Origin of the sequence: Pseudomonas fitomaticsae (assembly GCF_021018765.1) — a bacterium.
GTDB lineage: Bacteria > Pseudomonadota > Gammaproteobacteria > Pseudomonadales > Pseudomonadaceae > Aquipseudomonas > Aquipseudomonas fitomaticsae.
Window position 1 is genome coordinate 6150969 of record NZ_CP075567.1, and the last position, 17654, is coordinate 6168622.

At 60.2% G+C, this 17654-nt stretch carries 15 protein-coding genes; 6 read left to right on the forward strand and 9 right to left on the reverse strand.

The window, feature by feature from the left end:
- Positions 1 to 160: 160 nt before the first annotated feature.
- From purU to KJY40_RS27990, 7 genes are all read right to left on the reverse strand, one after another.
- Positions 161 to 1018: a formyltetrahydrofolate deformylase gene (purU, locus tag KJY40_RS27960; RefSeq protein WP_007959808.1), complete on the reverse strand. Its 858-nt coding sequence runs from the start codon at positions 1016 to 1018 to the stop codon at positions 161 to 163.
- 49 nt (positions 1019 to 1067) lie between these two features.
- Entirely contained in the window at positions 1068 to 1700 is a 633-nt protein-coding gene (locus KJY40_RS27965; RefSeq protein ID WP_230733918.1) for a sarcosine oxidase subunit gamma, read from the reverse strand.
- 55 nt (positions 1701 to 1755) lie between these two features.
- Entirely contained in the window at positions 1756 to 4773 is a 3018-nt protein-coding gene (locus tag KJY40_RS27970; protein WP_230733921.1) for a sarcosine oxidase subunit alpha, read from the reverse strand.
- Positions 4770 to 5099 (reverse strand): sarcosine oxidase subunit delta, encoded by a 330-nt coding sequence (locus KJY40_RS27975; protein WP_007959805.1) that lies wholly within the window; start codon positions 5097 to 5099, stop codon positions 4770 to 4772. The genes KJY40_RS27970 and KJY40_RS27975 overlap by 4 nt, the downstream gene beginning before the upstream one ends.
- A gap of 14 nt (positions 5100 to 5113) precedes the next feature.
- Entirely contained in the window at positions 5114 to 6364 is a 1251-nt protein-coding gene (locus KJY40_RS27980; RefSeq protein WP_003206307.1) for a sarcosine oxidase subunit beta, read from the reverse strand.
- Positions 6365 to 6384: 20 nt separating this feature from the next.
- The gene (gene glyA / locus KJY40_RS27985) at positions 6385 to 7638 is read right to left on the reverse strand and encodes a serine hydroxymethyltransferase (protein WP_007959804.1); all 1254 of its coding nucleotides are present in this window, start codon (positions 7636 to 7638) and stop codon (positions 6385 to 6387) included.
- A gap of 282 nt (positions 7639 to 7920) precedes the next feature.
- On the reverse strand, positions 7921 to 8631 hold the full coding sequence (locus KJY40_RS27990) for a TraX family protein (protein ID WP_230733922.1): 711 nt from the start codon (positions 8629 to 8631) through the stop codon (positions 7921 to 7923).
- A gap of 128 nt (positions 8632 to 8759) precedes the next feature.
- Between KJY40_RS27990 and KJY40_RS27995 the strand changes: the two genes are divergently transcribed.
- The 5 genes from KJY40_RS27995 to KJY40_RS28015 all read left to right on the forward strand — a co-directional run bounded on the left by KJY40_RS27995 (position 8760) and on the right by KJY40_RS28015 (position 13541).
- Positions 8760 to 9800, forward strand: a complete 1041-nt coding sequence (locus tag KJY40_RS27995) for a threonine aldolase family protein (RefSeq protein ID WP_007959802.1) — start codon at positions 8760 to 8762, stop codon at positions 9798 to 9800.
- 122 nt (positions 9801 to 9922) lie between these two features.
- Positions 9923 to 10747, forward strand: coding sequence for an SDR family oxidoreductase (locus tag KJY40_RS28000; RefSeq protein ID WP_230733923.1), 825 nt, complete (start codon positions 9923 to 9925; stop codon positions 10745 to 10747).
- Positions 10748 to 10837: 90 nt separating this feature from the next.
- Positions 10838 to 11323, forward strand: coding sequence for an Hcp family type VI secretion system effector (locus KJY40_RS28005; RefSeq protein WP_230733924.1), 486 nt, complete (start codon positions 10838 to 10840; stop codon positions 11321 to 11323).
- On the forward strand, positions 11320 to 12780 hold the full coding sequence (locus tag KJY40_RS28010; RefSeq protein ID WP_230733925.1) for a hypothetical protein: 1461 nt from the start codon (positions 11320 to 11322) through the stop codon (positions 12778 to 12780). The genes KJY40_RS28005 and KJY40_RS28010 overlap by 4 nt, the downstream gene beginning before the upstream one ends.
- Entirely contained in the window at positions 12777 to 13541 is a 765-nt protein-coding gene (locus KJY40_RS28015; RefSeq protein WP_230733926.1) for a hypothetical protein, read from the forward strand. The genes KJY40_RS28010 and KJY40_RS28015 overlap by 4 nt, the downstream gene beginning before the upstream one ends.
- Positions 13542 to 13598: 57 nt before the next feature.
- Here the strand turns inward: KJY40_RS28015 and gbcB are convergent, their stop codons facing one another.
- Positions 13599 to 14699 (reverse strand): glycine-betaine demethylase subunit GbcB, encoded by a 1101-nt coding sequence (gbcB, locus tag KJY40_RS28020; RefSeq protein WP_085612982.1) that lies wholly within the window; start codon positions 14697 to 14699, stop codon positions 13599 to 13601.
- 281 nt (positions 14700 to 14980) lie between these two features.
- Between gbcB and gbcA the strand changes: the two genes are divergently transcribed.
- Positions 14981 to 16273, forward strand: a complete 1293-nt coding sequence (gene gbcA / locus KJY40_RS28025) for a glycine-betaine demethylase subunit GbcA (protein ID WP_085608917.1) — start codon at positions 14981 to 14983, stop codon at positions 16271 to 16273.
- A 117-nt stretch (positions 16274 to 16390) separates the two neighbouring features.
- Here gbcA and KJY40_RS28030 read toward each other — a convergent pair whose 3' ends face one another.
- The gene (locus KJY40_RS28030) at positions 16391 to 17635 is read right to left on the reverse strand and encodes a metallophosphoesterase family protein (protein ID WP_230733927.1); all 1245 of its coding nucleotides are present in this window, start codon (positions 17633 to 17635) and stop codon (positions 16391 to 16393) included.
- Positions 17636 to 17654: the final 19 nt, after the last annotated feature.

Below are 17654 nucleotides of genomic sequence, written 5' to 3' on the forward strand. Positions count from 1 at the left end.
TTAAGTGCTCGGGTACAGATGCTGATTCTTGTGTTGCCTGTTATGGCCTCATCGCTGGCAAGCCAGCTCCCACAAGGTTCTGGTTGAATTCAATTTTGTGAACGACACAAAACCCTGTGGGAGCTGCGGTTCGACGGCTCGACTTGTCAGCGATAGCGGCCTAGAGAACGACCGTGCGATTGGCGTTCAAAAAAACCCTTCTTTCAATGTGATACCCCACGGCCCGGGCCAGGGTCAGGCCTTCGATGTCGCGGCCCTTGGCAATCAGGTCTTCGGGGTAATGACTGTGATCCACCGCCTCGACGCCCTGGGCGATGATCGGCCCCTCGTCGAGGTCGTTGTTGATGTAGTGCGCGGTGGCGCCCACCAGTTTCACGCCCTTGTTGTAGGCCTGGTGGTACGGCTTGGCGCCCTTGAAACCCGGCAGCAGCGAGTGGTGAATGTTGATCGCCTTGCCATCGAGCTTGCGGCACAGCTCCGGCGACAGCACCTGCATGTAGCGGGCGAGGATCACCAGTTCGGCGCCGGCCTCCTCGATCACCTGCCACACCTGCCGCTCCTGGGCCGGTTTGTCGTTGGGGTCGAGGGGGAAATGGTAGTAGGGAATCTGGTGCCAGTCGGCCAGCGGCTTGAGGTCCGGGTGATTCGACACCACCGCCGCCACGTCCATCGACAACTGGCCGATGCGCTGGCGGTAGAGCAAGTCATTGAGGCAGTGATCGGCCTTGGAGACCATGATCACCACTTTTGGTCGGTAGTTCGGCGCGGTCAGCTCGAAGATCATGCCGAAGGCTTGTCCACGTTCGGCGAGGCCGGCGCGGAAGGACTGCTCGTCGAAACCGTCGGGCTGACGGAATTCCACGCGAATGAAGAACCGGCCCGAGAGCCGGTCATCGAACGAGTGGTGCTCGGTCACGTAGCAACCCTGCTCGAACAGAAAACGCGTCACCGCGTCCACGGTGCCGAGAACGCTGGGGCAGTCGGCGGTCAGAATCCATGTATCCGGGGCGCGGCTCATTGTTGCTTTTCTCCTCTACTCGTCCCCACGCACAACGTGGGAACGATCATTACGCCTGAACGCTAAGGCCGTATTCGGCGGACGCATCCTGCAACCACAACCACCAGTAGTCCGAGAAGCTGCGACGGATCAGCAGTTCCCAGGTGTCTTCGGCGGTGTGGCGGATCATCAGCTGCGACTTGGCGAACACCGTGCCGACAGCCTTGCCGACCGGGAAGTTGTTCGGGTGCACGTCGTAGCTGGTGGATTTCATCAGCACCTGACGCACGTTCGGGCCGCTTAATTCGAGCAGCTGCTGGCCGCCGCTGACGTTGACGATTGCGATATGCAGATCGCCCAGCGCTTCGCGCAGTTTCTGCTCGGCGGCGAATTCTTCACCGCTTGGCACGATCAGCAGCCATTCGTCCGGGCCCATCCATTGCAGGCTGGTTTCGCCTTTGACGATCACGCTCAGGGCGCCCGGCAATTCGATGCCCAGCGCCTTGTGCACACCGGCAGCGAACGCGGCATCGTGGCCGTCGCCACGGATGGTCAGATGGCCGAGGAGTTTCTTCTCGCGCACGGTCACACCGGCGGTCTTGCGGCCCTTGCCGACCAGGCTGGCGAGGTCGGCGTGATGCAGCGACGACTCGGCCTTGGCCCCGGTGGTCGGGCGTTGTTGGTAAACATTGGCTGCGGTCATAAAGCACCCTTCCTGAATTCGGTGTCGCTCCCGCGCCAGGCGCGGGAGCGATCAATTAGATGTTCTGGCGATCGCCTTTCGGATCGAAGAACACCGAAGAAACGATTTCCGCCTCGATCACGCTGCCATCGGCCAGCGGTGCGAACACCCGCTCGCCCAGACGCTTCAGACCGCCCTTCACCACGCCCATGGCAAACGAATAGCCGAGGGAGTTGTGCGCGTAGCTGGAGGTCACGTGGCCGACCATGGTCATCGGGATCGCCTGCTTGGTGTTGAACACCAGCTGTGCACCTTCCGGCAGCCATACGTTCGGATCGATCGGCTTCAGACCCACCAGCTGTTTACGCTGGTCACGCACGCAGTCTTCACGGTTCATGCCGCGCTGGCCGATCCACGAGAACGGTTTGGTGCGACCGACGCACCAGCCCATGTTCAGGTCGTCCGGGGTCATCGAGCCGTCGGTGTCCTGGCCGACGATGATGAAGCCCTTCTCGGCCCGCAGCACGTGCATGGTCTCGGTGCCGTACGGGGTCAGGTTGTACTGTTTGCCGGCCTCGACGATTTTTTCCAGCACGCCCATCGCGTAGTCGGCCTGGACGTTGACTTCGTACGACAGCTCACCGGTGAACGAGATGCGGAACACCCGCGCCGGCACACCGCCGACCAGACCTTCTTTCCAGGTCATGAACGGGAACGCTTCGTTGGCGAGGTCAATGTCGGTCACGGCGCTGAGCAGCTTGCGGCTGTTCGGGCCGGACAGGGTCATGGTCGCCCAGTGGTCGGTGACGGAGGTGAAGTAGACCTTCATCTCTGGCCATTCGGTCTGGTGGTACAGCTCCAGCCACTGCAGTACGCGAGCCGCGCCGCCGGTGGTGGTGGTCATGACGAAATGGTTGTCGGCCAGACACGCCGTCACACCGTCGTCGAAGACCATGCCGTCTTCCTTGCACATCAGGCCGTAACGGGCCTTGCCCACGTCGAGCTTGGTCCAGGCGTTGGTGTACACGCGGTTGAGGAACTCGCGGGCGTCCGGGCCCTGGATGTCGATCTTGCCCAGGGTCGAAGCGTCCAGCAGACCGACGCTGTCGCGCACAGCCTTGCATTCGCGTTTGACGGCGGCATGCATGTCTTCGCCGTTTTTCGGGAAGTACCACGGACGTTTCCACTGACCGACGTCTTCGAACTCGGCGCCGTTTTTCAGGTGCCATTGATGCAGCGCGGTGTAACGCACCGGTTCGAAGATGTGCCCGCAGTGACGGCCGGCCACAGCGCCAAACGTCACCGGCGTGTAGTTCGGACGGAACATCGTGGTGCCCATCTGCGGGATGGTCACGTTCAGCGAACGGGCGGCAATCGCCAGACCGTTCACGTTGCCGAGCTTGCCCTGATCGGTGCCGAAGCCCAGCGCGGTGTAGCGTTTGACGTGCTCGACCGACTCAAAACCTTCGCGGGTCGCCAGTTCGATGGCAGCGGCGGTCACGTCGTTCTGCAGATCGACGAATTGCTTCGGCGCCCGTGCGGTGGCTTTTTCGTGCGGCACCTGGAACAGCGCCAGTGTCGGTTCTTCCAGACGGCTCAGGGCTTTCGGCAGGACCGCTTCGACGCTCTGGAACCCGGCTTCGGACGCAGCGCGCACGCCGCCTTCAAAACCGTCAGCCAGCGAATCGCCAAGACCGTAGACGCCGTTGATGCCACCGACGCACACGCGCTTCTGCGGTGCTTCGCCCGGTACGAAACCGAGGATGTCTTCGCGCCAGATCGGCTTGCCACCGAGGTGCGACGCCAGGTGAACCACCGGGCTGTAACCGCCGGAGCTGGCGATCAGGTCGCAGTCGAGCCATTCGCCCGGGCTGGTGACCTTGTGGCCTTTGACATCGATCGCCGCCACGCGGGCAGCGGTCACGTGCTTGCTGCCACGGGCCTCGATCACGGCGCTGCCGGTGAGGATGCGAATGCCTTTGGCGCGCGCTTCTTCCACCAACGCACCACGCGGATTGCTGCGGGCGTCGGCGATGGCGACCACTTGCAGGCTGGCGTCGAGCCAGTCCAGCGCCACGCGGTAGGCGTGATCGTTGTTGGTCGACAGCACCAGCTTGTTGCCCGGTGCCACGCCGTAACGGCGCACGTAAGTCGAGACGGCTCCGGCGAGCATGTTGCCCGGCACGTCGTTGTTGCCGTAGACCAGCGGACGCTCGTGAGCGCCGGTGGCCAGCACCACACGCTTGGCGCGGACGCGGTGGATGCGCTGACGCACCTGACCGATCGGCGCGCGGTCGCCGAGGTGATCGGTGAGGCGCTCGTGAATGGTCAGGAAGTTGTGGTCGTGGTAACCGTTGACCGTGGCGCGCGGCAACAGCAGCACGTCCGGGGTGTTCTTCAATTCGGCAACGACACTGGCAACCCACTCCACCGCTGGCTTGCCGTCGAGGCTTTCGCGGGAGTCGAGCAGGCTGCCGCCGAACTCTTCCTGTTCATCGGCAATGATCACTCGCGCACCGCTGCGCGCAGCCGCCAGGGCAGCGGCCAGACCGGCCGGGCCGGCGCCGACGATCAGCACGTCGCAGTGCTGGTTCATGTAGTCGTAGGTGTCCGGATCGTTCTCGGTCGGCGAACGACCTAAACCTGCGGCCTTACGAATGTACTTCTCGTAAGTCATCCAGAACGATTGCGGGTACATGAAGGTTTTGTAGTAGAAACCCGGCGGCATCAGCTTGCCGCCGACCTTGCCGAGAATCCCCATCATGTCGTTGTTGACGCTCGGCCAGCCGTTGGTGCTGGTGGCGACCAGGCCTTGGTACAGCGCTTGTTGCGTGGCGCGCACGTTAGGGATCTGGGTAGCTTCGGTAGCACCGATCTGCAGCACCGCGTTCGGCTCTTCGGCACCGGCGGCGAAGATGCCGCGCGGACGCGAATACTTGAAGCTGCGGCCAATGATGTCGACGCCGTTGGCCAACAGGGCTGCGGCCAGCGAGTCGCCTTCAAACCCTTTATAGGTCTGGCCGTTGAAGGTGAAGCTCAGCACTTTGTTGCGGTCGATCCGTCCACCGTTGGACAGGCGATTGGTCTGGCTCATACCTTCTCTCCCAGCGCCGTCGTGGCTGTTTTCGCAGTGTCAGCCTTGTCGGTGAATTGCGGCTTGGTGCCGATCTTGTAGGTTTCGAGAATCTCGTAGGTCACGGTGTCGCGGGTGACGTTGAAGTACTGGCGGCAACCGGCGACGTGATCCCACAACTCGTGGTGCAGACCGCGCGGGTTGTCGCGGAAGAACATGTAGTCGCCCCACTCCTCGTCGGTGCAGCTTGCAGGGTCCAGAGGGCGCGGGATGTGCGCCTGGCCGGATGCGTGGAATTCCTCTTCGGAGCGCAGTTCGCCGCAGTGAGGACAGAAGATATGCAACATGGGGATTTCTCCTGTTAGTGGGCGACAGCCGCAGCGCCGTGTTCGTCGATCAACGCACCGTTGTGGAAACGGTCGATGGAGAAAGGTGCGGCCAGCGGGTGCATTTCACCCTTGGCCAGACTCGCGGCAAACACGTTGCCCGAGCCAGGTGTTGCCTTGAAGCCGCCGGTGCCCCAACCGCAGTTGAAGAACATGTTCGGTACCGGGGTTTTCGAAATGATCGGGCAGGCGTCCGGCGTGGTGTCGACGATGCCGCCCCACTGACGGTTCATGCGCACTCGCGACAGCACCGGGAACATCTCGACGATGGCCTGGATGGTGTGCTCGATCACCGGGTACGATCCGCGCTGGCCGTAGCCGTTGTAGCCGTCGATACCGGCGCCGATCACCAGGTCGCCCTTGTCGGACTGGCTGATGTAACCGTGCACGGCGTTGGACATGATCACGCTGTCGATAATCGGCTTGATCGGCTCGGACACCAGCGCTTGCAGCGGGTGGGATTCGATCGGCAGACGGAAACCGGCGAGTTTGGCCATGTGCCCGGAGTTACCGGCGGTGACCACGCCGACGCGCTTGGCGCCGATGAAGCCCTTGTTGGTTTCAACACCGATGCACACGCCGTTTTCCTTGCGGAAACCGATCACTTCGGTCTGCTGGATCAGATCCACGCCCAAGGCGTCGGCGGCACGGGCAAAGCCCCACGCCACGGCATCGTGACGGGCCACGCCGCCGCGACGCTGAACGGTTGCGCCCATCACCGGGTAGCGGGTGTTTTTCGAGCAATCGAGGTACGGAATTTCGTCCGCGACCTGCTTGGCGTTGAGCAGTTCGCCGTCGACGCCGTTGAGGCGGTTGGCGCTGACCCGACGCTCGGAATCACGGATGTCCTGCAGGGTGTGGCACAGGTTGTAGACGCCGCGCTGGGAGAACATCACGTTGTAGTTCAGGTCCTGAGACAGGCCTTCCCACAGTTTCATCGCGTGTTCGTACAGGTGCGCCGATTCGTCCCACAGGTAGTTGGAGCGAACGATGGTGGTGTTGCGCGCGGTGTTACCGCCGCCCAGCCAGCCCTTCTCGACCACGGCCACGTTGGTGATGCCGTGCTCTTTGGCCAGATAGTAGGCCGTCGCCAGACCGTGCCCGCCGCCGCCGACGATGACCACGTCATAGACCTTTTTCGGGGTCGGCGTGCGCCACATGCGCTGCCAGTTTTCGTGGTGGCTGAGGGAGTGTTTGAAGAGGCCGAAGCCCGAATAGCGTTGCATAGTCATGTACTCCAGAACGCTCAGCGATAAACCGGGAAGTCAGCGCACAGGGCCGAAACCTGCTGGGCGACGTTGGCCTCGACATCGGCATCGCCAAGGTTGTCGAGGATGTCGCAGATCCAGCCGGCCAGCGTCACGCACTGGGTCACCTTGAAGCCGCGGGTGGTCACCGCCGGGGTGCCGATGCGCAGGCCGGAGGTCACGAACGGCGACTGCGGGTCGTTCGGTACGGCGTTCTTGTTGACGGTGATGTGAGCGCGACCGAGGGCGGCGTCTGCGTCCTTACCGGTGAGGCCCTGGCGGATCAGGCTGACCAGGAACAGATGGTTGTCGGTGCCGCCGGACACTACATCGTAGCCACGTTTGATAAATACGCTCGCCATCGCCTGGGCGTTGTCGATCACTTGTTGCTGATAGGCCTTGAAGCCAGGCTCCAGCGCTTCCTTGAAGCACACGGCCTTGCCGGCGATGACGTGCATCAGCGGGCCGCCCTGGGCGCCGGGGAATACCGCGGCGTTGAGCTTCTTCTCGATTTCTTCGTTGGACTTGGCCAGGATCAGGCCGCCACGCGGACCGCGCAGGGTCTTGTGGGTGGTGGTGGTGACCACGTCGGCGTACGGCAGCGGGTTCGGGTACAGACCGGCAGCCACCAGACCGGCGACGTGGGCCATATCGACGAACAGCAGCGCACCGACCTTGTCAGCGATCTGACGGAAGCGCGGGAAGTCGAGGGTTTTCGAGTAGGCCGAGAAACCGGCGACGATCATTTTCGGTTTGCACTCGACAGCCAGACGCTCGACTTCGTCGTAATCGATCAGGCCGGTCTTGGTGTCGATGCCGTACTGCACGGCGTTGTACAGCTTGCCCGAGGACGAAACCTTGGCGCCGTGGGTCAGGTGACCACCGTGGGCCAGGCTCATGCCGAGGATGGTGTCGCCTGCTTGCAACAGGGCCAGGTACACGGCGCTGTTGGCCGAGGAACCGGAGTGCGGCTGGACGTTGGCGTAATCGGCGCCGAACAGCTGCTTGGCACGTTCGATGGCCAGGGCTTCGACCTTGTCGACGTGCTCGCAGCCACCGTAGTAGCGCTTGCCCGGATAGCCTTCGGCGTATTTGTTGGTCAGGCCGCTGCCTTGCGCTTCCATGACGCGCTTGCTGGTGTAGTTCTCCGACGCGATCAGCTCGATGTGATCTTCCTGACGTTGCTCCTCGGCATTCATCGCCGCCAGCAGTGCATCGTCGTAACCCTGGATCTGGTCTTGCTTGCTGAACATCGCGTCTCTCCCAGCGGCATCTGTGCGCCATTCGTCTCGGTAAGGCACGGCGTTCAGCCAGTGCCCTTTGATGCGATGGTATGGCCGGCGCAGGGAGGTCAAATGCCTACGGACGCCACGCAAAGGTGCGTTTACGACATGGCGTGAAAAGCCCTCGCCAGACTCCATCTCGAAAACACTGGAGAACCCTGTGGGAGCGGGCTTGCCCGCGAAGAGGGAGTGTCAGTCGACATCATTGCTGTCTGACCCGGCGCATTCACGGGCAAGCCCACTCCCACAGGGTTATAGGCAAGCCGTGCGTATTGCGACCAACAGGAGGAAATGTACGGGATAAAGGGCATACGCCCAGCGCCTCATCGGGGGCGGCTGAAGATGTCGCGCATGTCGCAACAGGAACATTCCGAGCAGTGGCGCCATCAGGCAGGTCGCAATCCCGAGGATGGCTACCAAGTTGCCAAACTGCGCGGATTCGAAGAGCACCCGCCATTGATTCGCCGCCAGACACAGCAGTCCCGGCAGCAGGCTGAAATACCAGGGCCGACGAAACACCAGCAACATCGCCAGTGGCAGCAGGACGCCGAACAGACCGAACATCAGTCGCTCCGGGAACAGCGCTGCCATCAGTAATGCGCTGATGGCCAGCAGTCGTGAAATCAGCGCTGGATCCTGCCAGCCCCGCGCCACCAGCAAGCCCAGCGCCAGCGTGGGCATCACATTCAAGGTGTCGGGTTCGGGAATGTACAAACGGTAGGGAATTTCACTCACAGCGCTGAACAGCAGCAACCAGCCCAGATAGCGCCATTCGGTCTTGCGCGCGCCGTCCCGCGCCAGATTCGCCGCCATCGCCAGGCAGAACCACGGGAACGCCAGCCGTCCCGGCACATACAGCCAATCGGCGCTGATCCCGACATATCGCAGGTGATCGAGCAGCATGCTCAGCAGCGCCAGCCACTTGAGCAGATCGAGTGCGCCGTCGCGCCGGCTCAGGTGCATAATCGGCTCGCATCCTTGTAAAGTTCTGACAGCGACATCCCGTGTGCTCCCCGGATGATCTTCGGTACAGTGCGCACCATCATTGACCCCACGAAGCGCCACAAGCGCCTCGATCACGGAAGCCGGCCATGACCGACAAGAGCCAACAATTCGCCAGCGACAACTACTCCGGTATCTGCCCCGAAGCCTGGGCTGCCATGGAACAGGCCAACCACGGCCACCAGCGCGCCTATGGCGACGATGAGTGGACAGCACGCGCCTCCGATTATTTCCGCAAGCTGTTCGAAACCGACTGCGAAGTGTTCTTCGCCTTCAACGGCACAGCCGCCAACTCCCTCGCCCTGTCGTCGCTCTGCCAGAGTTACCACAGCGTGATCTGCTCTGAAACCGCCCACGTCGAAACCGACGAATGCGGCGCACCGGAATTCTTCTCCAACGGTTCGAAACTGCTGATCGCCGGTACTGAAAACGGCAAGATCACCCCGGCCTCGATCCGCGAAGTCGCGCTCAAGCGCCAGGATATCCACTACCCGAAACCGCGCGTCGTGACCCTGACCCAGGCCACCGAAGTCGGCAGCGTCTACACCCCGGAAGAAGTCCGCGCGATCAGCGACACCTGCAAGGAACTGGGCCTGAACCTGCACATGGACGGCGCGCGCTTCTCCAACGCCTGCGCATTCCTCGGCTGCTCGCCAGCGGATCTGACCTGGAAGGCCGGCGTCGACGTGCTGTGCTTTGGCGGCACGAAAAACGGCATGGCGGTGGGTGAAGCGATCCTGTTCTTCAACCACAAACTGGCCGAAGACTTCGACTACCGCTGCAAACAGGCCGGGCAACTGGCCTCGAAGATGCGCTTCCTGTCGGCCCCGTGGGTCGGCATCCTGGAAAACGACGCCTGGCTCAAGTACGCCCGCCACGCCAATCACTGCGCGCAACTGCTGGCCGAACTGGTCAGCGACATCCCGGGTGTGGAACTGATGTTCCCGGTCCAGGCCAACGGCGTGTTCCTGCAACTCTCGGAACCGGCCATCGCCGCCCTGACCGCGCGCGGCTGGCGCTTCTACACCTTCATCGGCAAGGGCGGCGCGCGCTTCATGTGCTCGTGGGACACCGAAGAAGAACGCGTCCGCGAACTGGCCCGCGACATCCGCGAAGTCATGTCGGCCTGATCTCCTCCCCGTGGCGCGGGAGCCTGCTCCCGCGCCACAGCTCTCCCCCCTCCCGTTTCAGCTCCATCGTCTACATTGTTTGTCGAGCCATCGCTCACATAACAATAAGCAGGAGCTTGCGCATGTCGCTAAAAGGCAAAACCTTGTTCATCACTGGCGCCAGCCGTGGCATCGGGCGCGAGATTGCGCTGCGGGCTGCACAGGACGGGGCCAATATCGTGATCGCGGCCAAGAGCGCCGAGCCGCACGCCAAGTTGCCTGGCACCATCCACAGCGTCGCCGCTGAAGTCGAAGCGGCCGGCGGCAAGGCCCTGGCGCTGCAACTGGATGTGCGTGATGAAGACGCGGTGCGTCAGGCGCTGGCCCAGGCCAATGAACATTTCGGTGGGATCGATGCGCTGGTGAACAACGCCGGAGCGATCAAGTTGACCGGTGTGCAACACATCGAGCTCAAGCGTTTCGACCTGATGCACCAGATCAATACCCGTGCGGTGTTGCTGTGCAGCCAGGCGGCCCTGCCCTATCTGAAGAAGTCCGCCGGGCACATTCTCAACCTGTCACCGCCGCTGAACATGGCCAGCAAATGGTTCGCCCAATACAGCCCCTACACCGTAACCAAGTACGGCATGAGCATGCTGACGGTGGGCATGAGCGAGGAGTTCGCCAACTACGGGATCAGCGTCAATTCGCTGTGGCCGCAGACCATGATCGCCACGGCGGCGATCGAGTTTCAGTTGGGCAATCGCGAGTCGTTCAAGCATGCACGCACGCCGCAGATCATGGCGGACGCGGCGCATGTGATTCTGGGCAGCAGCGGACGACGGATTACCGGGCGGTTGTTGATTGATGAGGAGATTTTGCGGGAAAGCGGCGTGACGGAGTTTGATCATTACCGCTTTGATCGGGGGAGTGATGCGAAGTTGATGACAGACCTGTTTATCGACTGAGCATTTTCAGAAACGCCCTACGCCAGGACCTACATAAACCAAACAGGCCTCGCCATAGACTGCCGACTCCATTTTCGAGGAGTGCAGACTATGGCGAACCCTGCCTACATAACCATTACCGGCAAGACTCAAGGCCTTATTTCAGCGGGGTGTTCGACCCCGGAATCGGTCGGCAACAAATACCAGAAGGCCCATACCGATGAAATCATGGTGTTCGCCTTGAGCCATGAAATGCGCCGCGACAACAACCTCGGCAAAGCCGTCCACCAGCCGGTCATCATCACCAAAGCGGTCGACAAATCCTCCCCATTGCTGGCTCAGGCGCATTCGAACAGCGAAGAACTGGACTGCACGATCAGCCTCTACCGCACTTCGCCCCAGGGGCAGCAGGAAAAATTCTATTCGATCACCCTCGACGGGGCGGTTCTCGCTGAACTGTCGCAGGATGTGCCCCACGTGATCCTGCAAAACGATGCCCAGCCCCAAGAACAACTGGCCATTCGTTACCGCAGCATCAGTTGGGTACACCACATTGCAGGCACTACTGGCTATACCTCATGGGGCGAAGAGGGTTGAGTTCACGGCAGCATGATCTGTGCGATGTGCAGGACGCCGCCGGCAACCTGCTTGGACAGGCACTGACCATCGGAAACCGTCATCTGGCATATGGCATTGCACGTGTGCAATTTCATCAACAAGTCGCGTACTTCGCCAAGCGAATTACCGAGGAGGTAGCGGACGGACGCCTGACGCCGCAGCAAGGGATCAATGCGCTTGCGCAGGAACAACGAAACCTGTTGAACCAGTCCCGGGTCCTGCAGCAAAACAGACACGGCACGCTCACCGGCGCGGCCAGGACACCACACTTGTCGATGCTTCCACAGGCCGCAGCGAACCCCGATCCGCAACGTTTACTGCGGGCCGTTCGCCAGCAGAATCTGAGAGTGACACGCCTGAACTCCGCCCCGCGCTCTTCTGCGCATCCGGTCAACGACTTTCGATTTTTCCCCCGCGAACACTGGCCCCAGGAATTGCCGGTACCTGAGGAGCCAGGGTTCTACATCGTGCCGAAGAGTCTGTCCGCCGAGAAACTGCAGGCGCAACTGTTTCCGTCGCCCAACTCGAATGTCATCGCCAAATTCAAAAGCCTCAATCCGCTGGAAGCCATGGTGAAAGCAGGATCGTTGATTGTTCTGAGTGATCCGGACAATCAGCAATGCACCTATGAAGAATCACTGCTGATGGAAACCGCGCACATCGTCAGCATGGCGCTGGCGCCGCTGACGCTGGAAGAGGCTGACTTCATGGCGCAACACCACGGCGTTATTCAGAGTGCACTTTCAGTTGAGTCAAAAGTGATAGGCGTCACCACGGCCATGGCGGCCAATTATCTGGATGGAATAAAAAACACGCTTAAGGAAATCGAAAACTTGCATACCAAAACCCTCGGTGCGAATGGCAGCCTGAACTCCAAAGCGTTTAAAAAACAACGTACACAGCTGCTTAAAAAGCTGGATAGCCGACTCACCGACTTCACCAAAATAACCATTGGCCTGCCTGATCACCCGAACCTCAAAGCAGCCCTCGGCATTGATCATCCGCACCTGGTGCATCGATGGAGAAAGGCTGGCGGCATCGGCCAGAACCCGGGATATGCCACTCATATTCAGGCCGTCACCAAGGCATCACAATACGTCAAATATGGAGGTTGGATTGGCACCGCTGTGGGAGGTAGCGCATCGGCGGTGAAGGTTCAGGATGTTTGCGCAAATGGCAGCATCGAAGCGTGTGAAAAGGTGAAGTTCACGGAGACCGGAAGCTTTTTGGGTGGGGTGGGTGGCGGAATGATTGCCGGCGCGCTCGTGAGCTTAACGGCCTCAACGATCTGCGTAGGAGTTGGCCTCCCGACTGGCGGGCTCGGTACTGCCCTTTGTGCTGCTCTATTGGCAGGAGTCGGAAATTACGCCGGCGGGACTTTGGGCGAAAAAGGCGGCGAGCAGGTCGCGGAGAAAGTATACGAGGCTGCTAAATGATTCTTTGCATTACAGAGAAAATATTGTTGTTGATCGGCATTGTAGATTTCATCGGTATATTTACGCTAATAGGCGTGATGTTGTATGTCGCCAAAACAGAAACCGAAACTATATTAAGCCACCTAACAAACAGTTCAATTTCGAGCAAAATAACAATGCTTTGGCACGGAGGACCTTGGGGCAGAATTTACATGATGGGAGAAGTGTTCGCCATCATGAGAAGCCCTGCGATTTATATTCATACCGGAAAGCTTTGCGCGAAAGACTTTGAAAACTTCCCACGAAAACTTAGAAAAAAATTAATCACCTTATACAGACTCGTTTTCATTTGTTACGCAATCATGATGTGCTTGGGATTAGTCGCATATATAGAAGATATGCAAGACATTGCAATAAACCCAATAGTGATTATGACAATAGTGAGCTTCATAGGCCTGTTATTAGTAAATGGAATTTTGCTTTATGTCGCCAAAAGAAGACTAGAAATAATCCTTACCAACCTTAAACACAGCTCGATCACCTCGTCTCTGTTCATGCTATGGCAAGCGGGCTTGGGGGGGCGAATTTATATGTTGGGAGAGATTTTTGGCATCCTAAAAAACCCTTCACGGTATATTTCCCAAGGCAAAGTAAGCGCAAGAGACGTTAAGAATTTCCCACCGAAACTCAAACGCGACTTGCTTAAACTGAATAAATACCAGCAAATATTTGGCTTTACGTTCGTGGGCTTTGCCTTGCTCGCCATGTCCGGACTGATTTGAAATCGCATTTTCCAGGCGATTTCCTCAAAAAGGAGATCGCCCTACGTGCAAACCTACTTAAAACTCGATCCGAACATCCCCCTTCGGCACACTGCAGCAAGAAAGAATGTACCCCTCCGCCTCGTCGTCTTCGGTGATCCCGCCGTTGTGATCCATCTCCACCTCGCCGCCGAGCTTGAGCACCTTGCATGTCCCGCAGATCCCCATGCCGCAGGCTTTCGGGATCATCAGGCCGACCTTCGCAGCCGCCGCATGCACGGTCTCGCCGGGGGCCACGCGGATGCTCTTGTCCGACGAGGTGAATTCCACCAGGTGCAGATCCGCCGCCGGGACTTCCGGTGCTTCCGCTGCCTGTTCCGCCTGCTCCACCGCATCCGCGCGGGCTTCCGGTGGCGTGGCGCCGAAGGATTCCTCGTGGTAACGCTTCATGTCGTAGCCGGCGTTTTCCAGCAGGCGCTTGACCGCGGTCATGTACGGCGTCGGGCCGCAGCAGAAGACTTCGCGCTCGAGGAAGTCCGGCACCATCAGTTCCAGCATTTTGTGGTTGAGGTAGCCGCGATAACCGGCCCACGGCTCACCCAGCCCATGCTTTTCACAGATCAGGTGCAGGCTGAAGTTGTCGATCCGCGACGCCATGTGTTCCAGCTCGCGGTGGTAAATGATGTCTTTCGGCGAGCGGGCGCTGTGGATGAACGTCATGTCGACGTTGCCGTTGGTGTCGTAGAACCAGCGCGCCATGGACATCACCGGGGTGATGCCGACACCGCCGCTGAGGTACAGCACTTTCGGGCTCGGGAAGTCGATGGCGTTGAACAGCCCGACCGGGCCGTGCACCGCCAGCTCCTGACCTTCATGCAGGGTGTCGTGCAGCCAGTTGGACACCTTGCCCCCCGGCACCCGCTTGATGGTCACCGAAAAGCTGTACGGCACCGACGGCGAGCTGGAGATGGTGTACGAACGCATGATCGGCTGGCCTTCGATCTCCAGCTCCAGGGTCACGAATTGCCCGGGCTTGAAGAAGAACAGGATCGGCTGGTCGGCCATGAAACAGAAGGTGCGCACATCCCAGGTTTCCTGGATGACTTTGACGCAACGGACGATGTGTCGGCCATTGGCCCAGGTCTGGGTGGTGACCGGATTCAGGAAGCTGTTGGACATGCTGTTCTCCACGGCCGACTGTCGGCCTTCATGTGGCGATTCTGCGTATAGCGAGAACGCCCCGTTTACCTATCCGCGACATTGACATACTTATCGCGACCAGCCCCCAACCACCGGGGGTTGCGCGTCGGGAACAGATTGCACCATGTCGCCCATGGATAAGGTTCCGGGCAGCGGCGGCCCCACACTCGCCCCCAACACAGACAGATTCTTTACACCTTGCGCTGCAACCCTGATCAGCCACTTTCGCGGCCACGCAGATGGCCTTGAGGATTACATCGATGGACACCGCAAAAATCAGCCTGGGCGACCCGCTGGAACCCGCACGCAAGGCCACCGCACAAATGCTGCAGGAGCGCGAGCGCACCTATTCGCTGCCGCAACCGTTCTACAGTGACGAGCGCCTGTTCGATATCGACATGCAGGAGATCTTCCAGAAAGAGTGGTTGATCGCCGGCATGACCTGCGAAATCCCGGCCAAGGGCAACTACATCACGCTGCAGATCGGCAAGAACCCGATCATCGTCATTCGCGGCGCCGAAGGCGTAGTGCACGCATTCCACAACGTCTGCCGTCACCGTGGCTCGCGCCTGTGCACCAGCGACAAAGGCAAGGTTGCCAAATTGGTCTGCCACTACCACCAGTGGACTTATGAGCTGGACGGTCGCCTGCTGTTCGCCGGCACCGAGATGGGTGCCGACTTCGACATGAAGCAGTACGGCCTCAAACCGGTGAACGTGAAGACTGCCGGCGGCTACATCTTCATCAGCCTGGCGGAGAACCCGCCGGCCATCGATGACTTCCTGTCGACGCTGAACCACTACATGGAACCGTACGACATGGAGAACACCAAGGTGGCGATTACCACCACCTTGATGGAGAAGGCCAACTGGAAACTGGTGCTGGAAAACAACCGCGAGTGCTACCACTGCAACGGTTCGCATCCGGAACTGCTGAAAACCCTGCTGGAATGGGACGACGTCACCGACCCGCGCGCCGATCAGGCGTTCAAGGATCACGTCGCCGCCTCCGCTGCCGCGTGGGAAGCCGAAAAGATCCCTTACGCCCACGCCAGTTTCGGCCTGCGCAACCGCATCGTGCGCATGCCGCTGCTCAAGGGCACCGTGTCGATGACCATGGACGGCAAACAGGGCTGCGCCAAGCTGATGGGCCGGATCAAGAACCCGGACCTGGGCTCGATGCGTATCCTGCACCTGCCGCACTCGTGGAACCACTGCATGGGCGACCACATCATCGTGTTCACCGTGTGGCCGATCAGCGCCCAGGAAACCATGGTCACCACCAAGTGGCTGGTGCACAAGGATGCCGTCGAAGGCGTGGACTACGACGTCGAACGCATGCGCCAGGTGTGGGACGCGACCAACGATCAGGACCGTCGCCTGGCCGAAGAGAACCAGCGCGGGATCAACTCCACGGCGTACCAGCCGGGCCCGTACTCCAAAACCTATGAGTTCGGCGTGGTCAACTTCGTGGACTGGTACAGCGAGCGGATGCTGAGCAACCTCGGGGCCGAGCCTGCTCCGTACCTCAAAGGGGTTCCAGTCCAAGGCTAAAAAGCATCGCTGGCAAGCCAGCTCCCACAGTGGTCGATGGTGTTCACAAAATCCGTGTTCACCGCAGAATCCTGTGGGAGCTGGCTTGCCAGCGATGGCGTCAGAACAGTCACCACATTACTTGGATGACCACCTCACCGATCCATCCTCCCCAATGAACTCCTCGAAAATCTCTTCCCCCACCAACCTGATCTTCGCGTAGCCATTCAACACCCGCAGCGGATAGTCCGGATCGTTCGCATCCTTCGTCTCCGAAAACAGCACCCGCGAACGCCCGTTCAGCTCGCTGGTGGTGCCATAGGGAATCGCCCCGTGGCCGGCGCATCGTGCATGCAGTCCGCCCTGGGTCGCATAGACGATGCCGTTGTGCAAATGGCCCCAATACCAGTAATCCGGCTCACGCCCCAGCGCATCACACACCGGTTGATACAGCGCGGTCTTGTTGTGCCCGGTGATGTCGAAGCCCTGATGGTGGCTGAGCACCATGAGTTTCTTGCGTTTCGGCAGACCCTTCATCCACTCGATCTGCGGTTTGTTCAGGGTGCCGTCCATGTACAGGTTCATGACGTCCGAGGCGTACGCTGTGTCCAGCCCGACAATCAGCCAGTCGTCGTTGATCAGGGCAAAGTAGCTGGTGCCCTGCTGCCCCGGAAAACGCGCGGCCAGTTCCTTGAAATAACCGTGGGCGCCGCTGTACATCTCGTGGTTGGAATTGAGGGTGAACGAACCGTGGGTGCCCATCGGCCAGCCGGCCATGTCGGTGTCTTCCTGGGAGTGGGTACCCGCGTAATAAACATCCCCCAGGTGAATGGTGAAATCGGCATTGGCCAGTTGCATCTGGTTGGCCACTGACACCGCCGGCGCATGGCTGTTGAACGGCCCGGTGCCCCAGTCGCCGGCAATCGCCAGCGTCACTTCGCGCTCCATTTTCACCAGCGCCGGATCGGTGCCGAAGGTCGCGTGATGGCGCAGGTTCTCGATCCACTTGAGCAGCGCCTCGCTCCACAGCAGATCCAGCAGCTCCCACTTGCGACAGCCCAGCAGCGTGCCGTCCTTGAGCACCTTGGTTTGCAGTTGATCGGGCGATTGCGGCAGCGGTGTCGCGTTGCCGATGCGCAGGATCGACAGGCCGTGGGACAACTCCCACGGCACGGCCGGTTCGTCGTCCGGCAGCTCGCCGTGCTTGAGCACGTATTGCGCCTGATCGTGACCGCGCTGGAGCAACTTGATGATGGCCTCGAATTCCTTGGGTTCGAGTTCGCTGATGAGCTTCATCCAGGCCATTTCGATGCGCGTGAACAAGCCGTGCAGGCGCACCTTGACCTTGTCGTATTCGTGTTTCAGATGACCGACCGCTGACATGACGTAATCCTCTATCCGT